The following is a 13,822-nucleotide window of genomic DNA, read 5'->3' on the forward strand; positions in this document are numbered from 1 at the left end:
TACCTCAAAAGTACTTAAACATCTTCAACGAAAATACATGGGAGTGTGACCCGAAAAGTCGTACCTGCATCCACGCTGCTCGTTACCATGATCGCACCATTATGTAATTCCACATATCGCTCTACGATATGCAATCCCAAACCTGTACCAGGAATTTTGCCAACATTAGTCGCTCGGTGAAATGGCTCAAATAAATGAGGTAGATCTGCAGCCGGAATACCAATACCCTGGTCGCTGACAATAAAAATAATTTGTCTTTTCGTGTGGTGAACTTCTAACTTGACTATCTCTCGGGAAGGAGAATATTTCAGTGCATTCGACAACAAATTCGTCAAAATATGCCTAATAATGCGAGCGTCAATTACAGGACGCAGGGGGCGATCGCCAAGAAAAATTGGGTCAAGGCAAAGTTCTAATTCTGACTTGGCAACAAAGGCTGCATTCAGCTCATGGAAAATATCACGGCACAAATACTCAATATCGAGGGGCGACAACTCTAAACTGACATTTCCAGCATCCGCACGGCTAACCGATAGAACATCATCCACCAATTCTTGCAATCGCTCTGCCGCACTACGAATTCGCTTGAGATGTTTCTGCTGAGTCTCGCGACTAAACTTATGAGAATACTGATCTAATAGCTCTGTAAATCCCAAAATTGATGTGAGGGGTGTACGAAATTCGTGAGAGGCAATATCAATAAATCGAGTTTTTAGCTGATTTAATTCCCGTTCTCGCGACAAAGCATTTTTCATCTCTAGCTCTGCCTGTTTGCGATCGCTAATATTACGCATGACACCTACAACCTTCACTATCGAGCAACCATCCTCACCAGTCGCATGATAGGGAACTCCTCGATCTTGAATCCAAATATAGGACTGATCATGATGCCGAAAACGGTATTCAACATTGTAGGGTCGATGCTGTTCATAGGCACTCGCAATCTCTGTCAGAACCCTAGTTTTATCTTCAATATATAAACGCTCTAACCATAATTTATTATCGTTGCCCATCTCTTGGGGATCATAGCCGAGGATTCTCTCAAAATCTCCGCGCCAACTAACTTGTCCTGATTCAAGACAACGCTCGTAAATAACATCACCAAGGGCTTTAATAAGGGCTTGACTATATTGCATGGAGTGTCTGACGTTTAGGGTGCGATGACACCATATCGGTAAAAAATCAATGAGCGTTTTATCAAATTAAGATGAATGGTCATCGGCAAAATTAGTCTTTATGTTCAACTATCACCCACCATAATTCGTGTGCTGTGATGCTTGAGATCGAGAGGATCCATACACAAAATGGCGTAAATTGACGTATTTAGCAGCTGAGCATCACCAGCAATCGTCTAGAAGTAATAGGATTCACAAGAATATGATAAATGGTTTTAAATTGAATATTTTAGATCCACGACTAAATAATCTTTATTTTCTGTGTTTCTATATCAACGGAGGGAGAATTTCGATGAAATCCTCAGCCACACTTAAAAGTTCCAAAATCAAATCATGTCTAAGTCAGTTGAACAGTCATCTTTTTGGGAAACAAAATATAGCACAGCAGAATATCGTTGGGATCTAGGTCAGCCGACACCGCCTTTGGTTGCTTTTTTTGAAGGAACGATCACCCCTTCATCGGGAAAGATTGTTGTTTTGGGATGTGGGAGAGGTCATGATGCAGTTTTTCTGGCCGATCAAGGTCTTGCGGTAACAGCGGTAGATTTCGCACCATCGGCGATCGCCGCAACAGAAGAACTTGCACAAGAGAAAGAAGTCTCCTTAACAACTTTAGAGCAGGACATCTTTAATTTAGAAAAAACTCACAAAGGTTATTTTGATTATTTATTCGAACATACGTGTTTCTGTGCAATCGCCCCGGAATGCTGTGAACATCATGTTATTTTTCAAAATGTTTCACCAACTCATGAAGGACACCCAACGTATGTTCCAGTTCAGTTAAGTCAAGCTGCTTAACCGCAGCGTTAGCCCACGGTGCTTGAGCGGAATCTAGCTTTTGGTATACCTGTCGCCCGAATGCTGATAACTGCAGCAACTTTGCCCTCTTATGCGCTGGATTTTCCGCCCAGGTAAAGAAACGACCTTCCACCATTCGGTCTGCGATTCGCTGCACACTCTGTCTGGTTTGACCCATTTCCTTGGCGATTTGCGCGACTGTCAATGGCATTTTCGACATCGCAACGGCGCCTAGGACTTTCCAACGGGCACTCGATAGCCCAAATGGTTCAGTAATTCGATCACCTTCAGCCAAGAGCAGACCGTTGAGCCTAAATATTTCAAGAACGATTTGCGTAAACACTTCGCCTTCTTTTGTGTGCATGATTGCCCCTTGTTAGTTGACAGCATGTTGTCAACACAGGATACTTAACTTGACAGCATGCTGTCAATCAACTCAGATTTCTAAAAATATTAAATCGGAGAATGCCATGAGCCACATTATACTGATCAATTCTTTTGAGTTTCCAGCAGACAAAGAAAACGAAGCGATTCGTTACTGGGAACTGGCGGCAGACTATATGCGATCACAGCCAGGTTTTATTTCCACGCGCCTACATAAATCTGTTTCTCCTGGGGCTCGCTTTGGACTCGTCAATATCGCAGAATGGGAGAGTGCTGAGCACTTTGCAAATGTCGTTAACAGCGACGAATTCAAATCGCTCACAGAACCAGAAAAAGAGCTTTTTCCTCATTACCCTGGGCTTTATGAAGTAATCCGGACGTGATGCAAAACGACAAATGGCACTACATTGGAGCGACGAGGTCAAGCATATCCGAATGGACAATCAATTGTCGCGGCCTGGTAATTGATTTCTAACATTGATAATTAATTCTGTCCCTAATCGCCAAAACAAGGATATTGGAGAATCTTTCAGCGAAAACCCTAAGTCAAGAACGAATTTGACTTAGGGTTCTCTCCAAAAATTAATTAGCTCAAAAGTTAACCAACGCACCAATCATTTAGGCTTCGACTTTAACGTTTACCTTAGTATCTTTCTCGGCATAATCCTGGTAAAGCTTAAAGCCATTCGCTAGATCTTTTTCACCAGTGATCAGACGAGCACCACGACCTCTTGTGAAATAGTTCCAGCCCCACTGAATCATGACCACCATCTTGTTATCGAATTCGATCAGATAGTAAACATGGGCAAAAATCCAGACTAGCCATGCAAGGAATCCAGAGAATTTCACATAGCCCAAATCAACAACCGCTGCATTTTGACCAATAACCGCTAGACTTCCCACTTCTGTGTAACGGAAAGGTGCCATCTCATTACCTTGGATGCGTTGTTTAATCAGCTTTGCAACATACTGACCTTCTTGCATTGCCACAGGAGCAACTCCTGGTAAGGGACGCTCATTTTGGTGAGGGAAATTGGCAAGGTCACCAATGACAAACACATCGGGATAGCCTTCCACACTGAGATTTGGCTCCACAATCACTCGACCAGCTCGATCAAGGTTGGCATCTAGGCGATCGCCCAAAACCTTACCCATACCAGATGCCTTGACACCTGCGGCCCAAACAATCGTTTTCGCGTGAAGTTCTAATTGCTCTTCACCTTGCTTCACTGTGACGCGATCGCCCTCAATATTTGTAACCAAACTACTCGTCTGGACATCAACACCAAGGGATTCTAAAGACTGCTGCGCTTTTGCGGAAAGCGAAGGATCATAGGGAGGCAATACCCGATCCATCCCTTCCAATAAAATCACCTTTGCCTTTGCCGTATCGATCTTCCGAAAATCTTTTTTCAGGACACTATAGGCAATCTCTGAAATCGCCCCAGCCAATTCCACACCTGTCGGGCCACCACCAATAATCACAAAGGTGAGCCATGCTTGTTGTAGGGCAGGATCTGTTTCCTTTTCCGCTGCCTCGAACGCCGCAAAAATTCGGTGGCGAATTTCAAGGGCATCTTCAACAGTCTTTAGACCTGGCGCATAGGGTTTCCACTGGTCATTACCAAAGTAATGGTGACTCACACCTGTCGCCACCACCAAGCTATCGTACTGAACAGTACCCTCTGTCATCACCACAGTTTTTGTCTCTGGATCAACATCTTGCACCTGATCCAACAAAACATGGGTATTTTCGTTACGGCTTAAGATCCCTCGAAGTGGTGACGCAATATCAGCGGGAGACAATGTCCCCGTTGCCACCTGATAGAGGAGGGGTTGAAAAAGATGAAAATTCCGTTTATCGATTAGCGTGACATCTACCGCACCATTTTTACCAAGGGTTTTTGCGGCATATAGACCACCAAAGCCACCACCAATAATGACAACCTTGTGCTTATCTGTTTTGGGGGTTAGGTCTGGGAGTTGAGTGCTTACCATGGGTTAGACTGGGTGAGAGGTTAAGAAAATATCTAAATTTTTGTTAAGAAAATTGATTAGGTATAAATACTAACAGAGATCTATCCAAAGTTATAGAAAGCTTGGGCACTTAGCTTCTTATCCATTGTGGTGAGTGACAGAAAGAAGTGTTACTTCAGATTTTTGACAAACGAAGATTATGCAGAGATTGGTAATTACGCCAGAGCAATTTGGCGATGCTTCTATTGTTAATTTAACGAATGAGCAACGACATTATCTGCTAAGTGTGTTACGGTTACGTCCTGGCGATCGCCTAATTGTTTTGGATGGTTGCGGCAAAGGTTGGCTGGCGGCATTAACTTCAGAGGAAACGCTTAATCTATTAGAGCCTTATATTTTTAAAACTGAATTATCTCGACCAATTCATCTAGTGGCGGCACTGCCAAAATCTGGATTTGATGAGGTGGTGCGCTGTTGTACGGAGCTGGGGGTCACTCGCATTACACCTATTATTTCCGCGAGAACGATTCTGAAACCGAGTGCAAATAAATTAAAACGCTGGCAAAAAATTGCGACGGAGGCAGCAGAACAATCGGAACGTGCTTTTGTGCCCAAGATCCTGACACCGCTAAAGTTTACTGATTATCTAGACAGTCTTGAGCATCCACATTATCTCTGTGCAGCTAGAGCTAAATCTAAGCATTTACTTGATGTGCTCGTAGCGAGTCCACCATCAAAACATTCTTCTAAGTTGTCTTTTTGTATTGGGCCAGAGGGGGGCTGGACAGACAAAGAAATTGAACAGGCGATCGCCCAAGGTATGGAAACTGTATCTTTAGGCAGGTCAATCCTCAGGGCTGTGACAGCAGCAATCACAACAATATCTATTGCAAATGCGACACTTTCTACCGAGAGACTTTATAAGGGGGCAGAGGACTTCTAGGCTTTTTGACGTGATTTTTCGATTGCAATCATCGCCTTACGGAGGGTCATCACTTCATCCTGGAGCATGCTCATATAAGCAGCATTATTTTGGGCAGCAGTCAGAGTTGCAGCAACATGGAGGGCAGTATCCGCAGAAATATTTCCCTTATGCTTCATCATTAGGCGCTGGTAATGTTCCCCGAGATCATCGTGCATCGCAGTGACAAAATCTGTGGCTTCACTCATCTCGTTTTTCTCCCAAAAAATTCCTAATGGCCATGGTAGCGGAGATATTCGGCGATCGCCTTAGAAGTTTACTCAATGTATTTTTGGAAATTGGTAAAATCAAGTTTGAGAACAAATGGTAACCGCAAAACTTATGGATTTAAGTAAAATCGACGCGATTATTTTTGATCTCGGTGGGGTGATTTTAAATATTGATTACCCTCGCATGATCTTGGCGTTTAATGCGTTGCATGGTCAGGATCAAGAATTTCCTTATAGTCAAGACAGGCAAGTAGAGCTATTTGATGCCTTTGAAAAGGGACAAATTCCAGCGTGGGAATTTCGGGAAGGGCTACGGCAAATTTTGAGCTTGGATTGTAGTGATGCCGACCTCGATAATGCTTGGAATGCAATGTTGATGGATATTCCATTGAGTCGAATTCAGTTGCTCGAAACCCTCGGCCAACACAAGCGTTTATTTTTGCTATCGAACACAAATCCAATTCATAAACTCGCTTTTGACAAGATTTTCCAAGATACGTGTGGCGATCGTTATGAGCATCTCGATCAACTATTTGAAAAGGCTTATTATTCCCATCACACGGGCGATCGCAAACCAAATCACAGTTTCTTCCAACGGGTCATCTACGAACAAACTTTAACCCCAGCCACAACATTATTTATTGACGATACGGTGGCTTACATCAAGAGCGCAAATCAACTAGGTTTACAGACTTATCATGTCACTCGAAATGAAACAATTATGGATTTAGAGTGGCTGCAATCTTTCGCAGAGAAATGTTCGGCGATCGCTTAACCAGAAGGATTGAGTGAGTCTATATTTTGCTGTGGGATGAAATTAAGGCAAGCTATTTCCCATAGCCTTCTCGAATAAAAGATATGAATAAGCCGATTAACCCAATCCAGTGGCAAGATGAGCGCGTCTTGCTAATAGATCAACGAGTGCTTCCCCTCAAATACGAAATCCTCGAAATCAACACTTATCAAGAGATGGCCGCAGCGATTAAAACGATGGTGGTAAGAGGGGCCCCAGCAATCGGTGTTTCAGCGGCTTATGGTCTCTACCTCGGAGCAAGGGACATTGAGACTGATGATCCAGCAATTTTTCTAGAGGAATTGGCTGCGATCGCCTCCGTTTTGAGCCAGACGCGACCAACTGCGGTCAATCTATTCTGGGCTATTAACCGAGTTTTAGAAACTGCAAAAACAGCAGCAAAAACAGAATCCGTTGCAGCCATCAAAGTACTCCTCCTAACCACAGCCAAAGAAATCCATCAAAACGACGTCGCCACCTGCCAAGCCATTGGAGACTATGGTTTAACCGCGTTACCCGATACATCAAAACCATTAACCCTCCTCACCCATTGCAATGCTGGAGCCCTAGCAACGGCAGGGTATGGTACAGCTGTTGGGGTAATTCGCTCAGCATGGCGAGAAGGACGTTTAGACAGAGTTTTTGCCGATGAAACTCGTCCGAGATTACAAGGCTCGAAATTAACCACGTGGGAATGTGTGCAGGAAGGTATCCCCGTAACCCATATTTGCGACAATATGGCTGCCCACTGTATGCAGAAAAAGATGATTGATATCGTTGTAGTTGGCGCAGATCGGATCGCGGCAAATGGTGATGCTGCCAACAAAATTGGCACCTATAGTTTGGCGATCGTGGCCAAAGCCCATAACGTTCCTTTTTACGTCGCAGCGCCCCTGTCAACCATTGATTTTAGTTTGAGTGACGGTAGCCAAATCCCTATCGAAGAGAGAGATACGGCAGAAGTTTACCAAGTGGGTGACACCAGAATTTGCCCAGAGGGTGTGGACTTTTATAATCCAGCTTTTGATGTCACGCCAGCCGATTTGATTACAGGCATTATCACCGAGCATGGTGTGTTTGAACCGAATGACTTAATCACCTTGAAATCCTAGTCAAATAACGTGAGTTCTGGATAAAGAAATGAAGCTCTAATCAAGCTTGAGGGAAGGTTTCTTAGGTTGATGACAATAGGCAATGAGTCCACAAAGCAAGTTGACACAGAAGTTGGCTGGGCTACGATGACGAGAATGTTCAATCTGAGAAATATTCTTCAGTTGGTCAATGACCGTTTCAATCAACGCTCGCTTACGAGCCAAAAGCTTATCTTGCCAAAGCATCAGGTGATTCTTCATATTGCGGCGAGGCTTAGCGAGTAAAGTCACATGATGCTCTTCGTGCAAATACTGTCTCAAGGTCTGTGAAATATAACCTTTATCGGCAAAAACCTTGCCGAATAAATCCTGCAAAAGCTCCAATGCAGGCTTTCGGTCATCAATATTACCCGGCGTAATTTGTACATTGAGTAGTTCTCCTCGGTCATTAATCACTAGATGGAGTTTGAAGCCAAAGAACCATCCCACAGAGGTTTTTCCTCGAGCGGCATGAGCATCAAAAACGCGATGCTGAGAGATGCGGCGATTGTGGCAGACTTTGATACTGGTGGCATCAATGAAACTAATGCCTGTACATTGTCCAAAACAGTGACGCAGATAGACGCATAGAGGAATCAAAGTTGAGGGTATCCATGCCACAAAACGTTGATAACTCACGGCTCTCGGAAAAGCTGGTCGCCAATAGTGACGCACATGGATGAGATAAAAATGCTTGAAGTTACGATAGTGAGATTGATGGAAGGCGATTAGTATTGTCATCATCTCGCTCAGACTCAGGCTTCTAGAGCGACGACGATATTTTTTCGTAGATGTCAATAACTGTTGCTGCCACAGAGGTTCCAAGATTTGACAGAAATCATCAACATCACAAAACAAAGCATCTAAACTGAGCATGGGAGAGAGCCGTGGATTGGTTATCAATTTCCACGATATGGGCTTTCTCCTTTTCTTCCCTTATCCAGAACTCACGTTCAAATAGGTCTTTTACTGAACGCGATGAAGGGGATATTAAATAACGTCGCAACTAACTTAGAGCTGGCATTGCAAGCATCATGCCATTTGCCACGTCAGTTCTTCCCCTGCCCGCAACGGCACTAGGCCAGAATCCGGGAAAGGTAACTCATTGGGAATACGCCAAGTTTTTTTCGTTAATGTGATTGTTTCATTATTGCGAGGCAAACCATAGAAATCTGGCCCATGGAAACTGGCAAAGGCCTCAAGTTTATCCAGAGCATCTACGCTTTCAAAGGCTTCTGCATACAACTCCATTGCATGAAGCGCCGAATAACAGCCTGCACAGCCACAGGATGTTTCTTTGCGATCACGGGCATGGGGTGCACTATCTGTTCCAAGAAAAAATTTAGGGTTTCCAGATGTTGCAGCTTCGATGAGAGCTTGACGATGAGTTTCCCGTTTGAGGATAGGCAAACAGTAATAGTGGGGACGGATGCCACCTTGAAAAATGCTGTTGCGATTTAACAGAAGATGTTGAGGTGTGATGGTTGCAGCAACTCGCTCATCGGCCGATAGAACAAACTTCACTGCATTCTCAGTGGTGATATGTTCCAGCACAATTCGTAATTTCGGAAATCTTTCTTTGAGCGGAATCAAATATTGCTCAATAAAAACTTTCTCGCGATCGAATACATCCACATCTCTGTGGGTTACTTCTCCATGTAACAGCAAAGGTAAATCAACTTCCTGCATCGCTTCAAATACGCGATCGCCCTTCCGAATATCTGTTAAACCAGAGTCAGAATTTGTTGTTGCGCCCGCAGGATAATATTTAACGGCTTTGACAAACCCAGATTCTTTCGCGGCAATAATATCTTCGGGATTTGTATTGTCCGTAAGGTAAAGCGTCATTAGCGGCTCAAAGTTCACGCTCTTTGGCAACGCCACAAGAATACGATCACGGTAGGATTTCGCATCAGCAACGGTCCGCACCGGAGGCTTGAGATTTGGCATGACGATCGCCCGCGCAAATTGCCTCGCAGTATCCGGTAGAACAGCCTTGAGCGCCTCGCCATCCCGTAAATGTAGATGCCAATCGTCTGGCCGAGTAATCGTCAAATTTTCCATTGCAGAATTATAAATCAGGGGCGATCGCCCTTATTGGAGCAATCAGAGATTTTGTTGCAATCCGTACAGTTTCTGCTGTCATGCGTGTTAACTTAGGTAAAGAATCTCTTCGGTCTGCTCCAGCGTTATCAACACTGTTTCACTGGGCTGTCGGGGAGAAATTTTTTTCCTAATAACGATTATCTTCGTGAGAGTGGCAATATGAATTTGACCAATGCGACTTGGCAAAAAACGGCTTTAAGTTGGGAATATCACAAAGCAGCAAATCCAACCCTCACTGCTGTACCTATCCGTGCTTTTCCTGCCAGCCTCCACGAATCGGGTGAGACACGCATTATTCCCCTCGACCTCGCCACTGAACTAGGCACAAGTTACCCCGCAACAACTCCTAATCTCCTCGCCAATTTCATTCGCATTAAAACTGGAGAACAGATTGAGGCGATCGCCGCAGCGAGTTCCGAAGTCTTTTATGTGATGCGCGGTTCTGGTCGCACCGAAACAGAATATGGCACTCTCGAATGGCGCAAAGGTGATTCTTTCACTCTGCCGATGAACACTGGCGTGACCCACTATGCCGATGACGATGCGGCGTTGTATTGGGTGCATGATTCGCCGATGCTAGCTTATTTAGGCGTTCAGCCCACCACGCCTCGCTTTGAACCAGCCTTTTATTCTGGTGAATTTTTGACGAGCGAAATTGAGCGTATTCGGGAAGAAGGCATCCGTCGCAACCTCAACCGAAATGGCGTTATTCTCGGTAACCCTGAGAGTGAAGACACCCGCACAGTCACCCATACCATGTGGTCGCTATACAATCTTGTGCCGCCCCATTCTTCCCAAAAACCTCACCGCCACAACTCCATCGCTCTCGACTTAGCGGTTTCGGCGAAGGAAGATACTTATACCCTTATTGGCAAATCCCTTGATGGCGAAGGCAACATTATCAATCCCATCAAAATGAAATGGGAACCTAATAGCGTTTTTGTCACGCCCCCTGGTCTATGGCATTCCCACCACAACGAATCCGATGAAGATGCCTATGTCTTCCCAGTACAGGATGCAGGGATGCAAATTTATATGCGCACCCTTGATATTCAATTTGCAAAATAGATTCTTAGAAAAATAGGTGTGGCGATCGCCATCCAAAATACTTTATCGAAAGGCTATTAAGTTATGCTCGGTCGGATTTGAAAAAAATCCTTACCCAGCAACCTAATAGCCCTTTTAATACATTGCTTACATAACAACCTAAAGTCACCCAACCCTCATTTCTTTAATAAAATTGTCGAGTTTCTCTATCCTGCTCCCAGTCCCGAAAAACACCGCATACAATGCCATTAGAGACCTCTGACCTGCGTTGTAATTGTTTGGTGTGATGAAGATATAAATATTTGTCCAAAATCTCTTGGGCTAGACAAGATAAATCCGGTCAAGCTGTCTTCTCCAACCACTATGGACGACAAATAGCGTCGGGAGAGTTGAATAGTATGCGGGCAATTTTGATGGCAGGGGGAGCAGGAACAAGATTGCGCCCATTAACGTGCAATATACCAAAGCCGATGGTGCCCGTGCTAAATCGTCCCATCGCGGAACACATCATCAATCTTTTAAAACGTCATAGCATCACCGAAGTCATTGCAACGCTCCATTACGAGCCGGATGTAATGCGGGATTATTTTCAGGATGGCAGCGAATTCGGGGTCGAGATGCACTACGCCATTGAGGAGGAGCAACCCCTCGGCACAGCAGGCTGCGTCAAAAATGTCCAAGAGCTACTCACTGATACTTTTCTCGTGATCAGTGGCGATAGTGTTACTGACTTTGACCTCACGGCGGCGATCGCCTTCCATCGCGAAAAACAATCCAAAGCCACCCTCATCCTTACTCGCGTTCCAAATCCTGTTGAATTTGGCGTAGTGATCACCGACGATAACCACCAAATTTGTCGATTCCTCGAAAAACCATCTACCAGCGAAATATTTTCCGACACCGTTAATACTGGCACTTATATCCTCGAACCTGACGTTCTCCAATATCTCCCTGACAACAAAGAGTGCGATTTCTCGAAAGACTTATTCCCACTCCTCCTCCAAAATAGTGAACCGATGTATGGCTATGTTGCAGAGGATTGCTATTGGTGTGATGTTGGCCATCTTGAGGCGTATCGCACCGCCCAATATGATGCCCTCGAACGTAAAGTTGAAGTGGAATATGCATACACAGAGCGATCGCCAGGCATATGGGTTGGCCAAAATACCTTTATTGATGACACTGCCAAGATTCAGCCTCCAGTAATGATTGGCGATAACTGCCGTATCGGTGCGAGAGTGCATCTCGAATCCGGCACCGTAATTGGCGATAACGTTACCGTTGGCTCTCACGCCGATCTCAAACGACCCATTCTCTGGAATGGCGTCATGCTGGGCGAGGAAGTTCATCTCAGTGCCTGCACCATTGTTCGAGGTAGCCGCGTTGATCGCCGTGCCCATGTCCTTGAAGGAGCAGTCATTGGTGCTTTGTCCACCGTTGAAGAAGAAGCTCATATCGGCACGGGCGTCAGGATTTGGCCAAATAAACGGGTTGAAGCCGGAGCTATTCTCAATATCAATCTCATTTGGGGCAATACTGCCCACCGAAATTTATTTGGGCAGCGGGGTGTCGCTGGACTCGCCAATATTGATATCACCCCAGAATTCGCCGTCAAACTAGGAGCAGCCTATGGTTCAACGCTTAGAGTTGGTGCAACGGTCATCGTCTCCCGTGATCAGCGCAGCGTCTCTCGGATGGTAAGTCGGTCACTCATTGCAGGGCTGATGTCAGCAGGCATTAATATTCAAAATCTACAGGCTACGGCTATTCCCATCGCCCGAACAATGGCCACCATTTTCGATGTGGAAGGCGGCATCCATGTGCGCCTCCATCCAGAACGACGCGATCATATCTTGATCGAATTTATCGATGCCCAAGGGATCAATATCTCTAAAGAAAAGGAGAAAAAAATTGAGGGCACTTACTTTAAAGAGGATTTGCGACGGGTTTCGATTACAGAAATTGGTGATATGGCAATGCCTGCCCAAGTGGTAGACATCTATAGCCAGAGGTTTGAACAGTATTTAAATGTGGGTGCACTCACAAATAGTGGCTCTAAAGTCGTGATTGACTATGCCTATGCCGTTGCCAATGCGGTACTACCTCGTCTACTTTCCAAATTCCGTTGTGATGCAATTGTGCTGAATGCCAGTTTGAAGCAAACATCATTACTGGGTCAGGAAAAGGATTTGCTGTTGTTGCAACTCGGCCATGTGGTGGAAGCGTTACGTGCCAGTATGGGCGTACAAGTTGCAGGCAATGGTGAGCAATTAACCCTTGTAGATGAGACGGGTTTAGCGATTATTGGCGAAAGTTTAACGGCTCTAATGACCAGTATTCTCCTAACCTCCAATCCCCGCAGTACGGTGGTTGTGCCTGTATATGCGTCAAGCGCGGTAGAACAAATTGCCCGTCGCCATGATGCGAAAGTGGTTAGAACAAAAGCAAATCCCACAGCGCTGATGGAAGCCTGTCGCAATAATATAAACGTGGTGATGGGTGGCAGTGGTGATATGGGATTTATTTTTCCGGAGTTGCACCCAGGTTTTGATGCGATGTTTACGATCGCCAAATTAATTGAGATGTTGACGATTCAGGAGCGATCGCTGGGACAGATTCGGGTAGAACTGCCAACGGTTTATCACAAGTCGTTTACGCTGCGTTGTCCATGGCGAATCAAGGGATCTTTAATGCGTCATCTGGTCGAGACCCATGATGATGTCAATTTGGAATTGATTGATGGGGTAAAAATTGTTGATCCGGTGTCCGATAATTGGGCCTTGATTCTGCCGGATGCAGGAGAACCCCTTGTTCATATTTTCGTGAATAGTAATAGCCGCGAATGGTCAGAGAAAACCATCTGGAGATATCGCCAGCAGGTTCAGGCATTTATCACCCATGAGCAAAGTGGTCGCCAACTGACCGTCTAATGAACGAACTCGAACTCTAGCGATTATGGTCAGGGCATCGGGGAGCAGACAAGCTTTTATCGAGCCAACCAGTTGCTTGCTGGAGATGGGTTAATGCGGCTTTGGGATTATCATTCAACAAAAAAACAAGGGCTGCGGAGAGTTGCTGACTGGCTTGGGCTTTGCGATTCCCTTTCATTCGGTGCCAATCATTCGGGGCGATCACCAACTTTGCGGCAAGGGCTTCGGCAAGCTCTAAACTGTCGTGGGTTGTTAACTCTGACTTTAAAACTTCCATAGCACTACATCCAG

The 13,822-nt window shown here is 45.1% G+C and carries 15 protein-coding genes; 8 read left to right on the plus strand and 7 right to left on the minus strand.

The features are described from left to right. Nucleotides 1-14: 14 nt before the first annotated feature. On the minus strand, nt 15-1,136 hold the full coding sequence (locus tag LEPTO7376_RS01520; protein ID WP_015132535.1) for a PAS domain-containing sensor histidine kinase: 1,122 nt from the start codon (nt 1,134-1,136) through the stop codon (nt 15-17). 372 nt (nt 1,137-1,508) lie between these two features. Between LEPTO7376_RS01520 and LEPTO7376_RS01525 the strand changes: the two genes are divergently transcribed. After that, the gene (locus LEPTO7376_RS01525) at nt 1,509-1,973 is read left to right on the plus strand and encodes a methyltransferase domain-containing protein (RefSeq protein ID WP_041763096.1); all 465 of its coding nucleotides are present in this window, start codon (nt 1,509-1,511) and stop codon (nt 1,971-1,973) included. On the opposite strand, the gene LEPTO7376_RS01530 is transcribed toward LEPTO7376_RS01525, so the two are convergent. Next, nucleotides 1,897-2,337: a MarR family winged helix-turn-helix transcriptional regulator gene (locus LEPTO7376_RS01530; protein ID WP_015132536.1), complete on the minus strand. Its 441-nt coding sequence runs from the start codon at nt 2,335-2,337 to the stop codon at nt 1,897-1,899. The two genes, LEPTO7376_RS01525 and LEPTO7376_RS01530, sit on opposite strands and share 77 nt — an antisense overlap. Nucleotides 2,338-2,443: 106 nt before the next feature. Here LEPTO7376_RS01530 and LEPTO7376_RS01535 point away from each other — a divergent pair, with 106 nt between their 5' ends. Then, nucleotides 2,444-2,740: an antibiotic biosynthesis monooxygenase gene (locus tag LEPTO7376_RS01535; RefSeq protein WP_015132537.1), complete on the plus strand. Its 297-nt coding sequence runs from the start codon at nt 2,444-2,446 to the stop codon at nt 2,738-2,740. Nucleotides 2,741-2,975: 235 nt separating this feature from the next. Here LEPTO7376_RS01535 and LEPTO7376_RS01540 read toward each other — a convergent pair whose 3' ends face one another. Continuing rightward, on the minus strand, nt 2,976-4,355 hold the full coding sequence (locus LEPTO7376_RS01540) for an NAD(P)/FAD-dependent oxidoreductase (RefSeq protein ID WP_015132538.1): 1,380 nt from the start codon (nt 4,353-4,355) through the stop codon (nt 2,976-2,978). 178 nt (nt 4,356-4,533) lie between these two features. Here LEPTO7376_RS01540 and LEPTO7376_RS01545 point away from each other — a divergent pair, with 178 nt between their 5' ends. After that, nucleotides 4,534-5,277: a 16S rRNA (uracil(1498)-N(3))-methyltransferase gene (locus LEPTO7376_RS01545; protein ID WP_015132539.1), complete on the plus strand. Its 744-nt coding sequence runs from the start codon at nt 4,534-4,536 to the stop codon at nt 5,275-5,277. Here LEPTO7376_RS01545 and LEPTO7376_RS01550 read toward each other — a convergent pair. Then, nucleotides 5,274-5,504, minus strand: a complete 231-nt coding sequence (locus LEPTO7376_RS01550; protein ID WP_015132540.1) for a hypothetical protein — start codon at nt 5,502-5,504, stop codon at nt 5,274-5,276. The genes LEPTO7376_RS01545 and LEPTO7376_RS01550 overlap by 4 nt on opposite strands. Nucleotides 5,505-5,637: 133 nt before the next feature. Here LEPTO7376_RS01550 and LEPTO7376_RS01555 point away from each other — a divergent pair, with 133 nt between their 5' ends. Together LEPTO7376_RS01555 and mtnA are read left to right on the plus strand one after the other, a co-directional pair. Next, entirely contained in the window at nt 5,638-6,300 is a 663-nt protein-coding gene (locus LEPTO7376_RS01555) for an HAD family phosphatase (RefSeq protein WP_041764679.1), read from the plus strand. Between the two features lie 83 nt (nt 6,301-6,383). Then, nucleotides 6,384-7,430: an S-methyl-5-thioribose-1-phosphate isomerase gene (gene mtnA, locus LEPTO7376_RS01560; RefSeq protein WP_015132542.1), complete on the plus strand. Its 1,047-nt coding sequence runs from the start codon at nt 6,384-6,386 to the stop codon at nt 7,428-7,430. Nucleotides 7,431-7,466: 36 nt separating this feature from the next. On the opposite strand, the gene LEPTO7376_RS01565 is transcribed toward mtnA, so the two are convergent. Together LEPTO7376_RS01565 and pyrC are read right to left on the minus strand one after the other, a co-directional pair. Continuing rightward, nucleotides 7,467-8,324 (minus strand): IS982 family transposase, encoded by an 858-nt coding sequence (locus LEPTO7376_RS01565; protein WP_015132543.1) that lies wholly within the window; start codon nt 8,322-8,324, stop codon nt 7,467-7,469. Nucleotides 8,325-8,480: 156 nt separating this feature from the next. Next, a complete protein-coding gene (pyrC, locus tag LEPTO7376_RS01570) occupies nt 8,481-9,512 on the minus strand; it encodes a dihydroorotase (RefSeq protein WP_015132544.1) in 1,032 nt (343 codons plus the stop codon). Here pyrC and LEPTO7376_RS26140 point away from each other — a divergent pair. The 3 genes from LEPTO7376_RS26140 to LEPTO7376_RS01580 all read left to right on the plus strand — a co-directional run bounded on the left by LEPTO7376_RS26140 (nt 9,512) and on the right by LEPTO7376_RS01580 (nt 13,531). Continuing rightward, complete coding sequence (locus LEPTO7376_RS26140) at nt 9,512-9,685, plus strand: hypothetical protein (protein ID WP_160148361.1); 174 nt, start codon at nt 9,512-9,514, stop codon at nt 9,683-9,685. The genes pyrC and LEPTO7376_RS26140 overlap by 1 nt on opposite strands. A 28-nt stretch (nt 9,686-9,713) precedes the next feature. Then, entirely contained in the window at nt 9,714-10,622 is a 909-nt protein-coding gene (locus LEPTO7376_RS01575; RefSeq protein ID WP_015132545.1) for a dioxygenase, read from the plus strand. Nucleotides 10,623-10,999: 377 nt separating this feature from the next. After that, nucleotides 11,000-13,531, plus strand: coding sequence for a mannose-1-phosphate guanyltransferase (locus LEPTO7376_RS01580; RefSeq protein WP_015132546.1), 2,532 nt, complete (start codon nt 11,000-11,002; stop codon nt 13,529-13,531). Between the two features lie 16 nt (nt 13,532-13,547). Here LEPTO7376_RS01580 and LEPTO7376_RS01585 read toward each other — a convergent pair whose 3' ends face one another. Next, nucleotides 13,548-13,808: a DUF6439 family protein gene (locus LEPTO7376_RS01585; RefSeq protein WP_015132547.1), complete on the minus strand. Its 261-nt coding sequence runs from the start codon at nt 13,806-13,808 to the stop codon at nt 13,548-13,550. Nucleotides 13,809-13,822 lie beyond the last annotated feature (14 nt).

This window comes from [Leptolyngbya] sp. PCC 7376 (assembly GCF_000316605.1).
Lineage (GTDB): Bacteria > Cyanobacteriota > Cyanobacteriia > Cyanobacteriales > MRBY01 > MRBY01.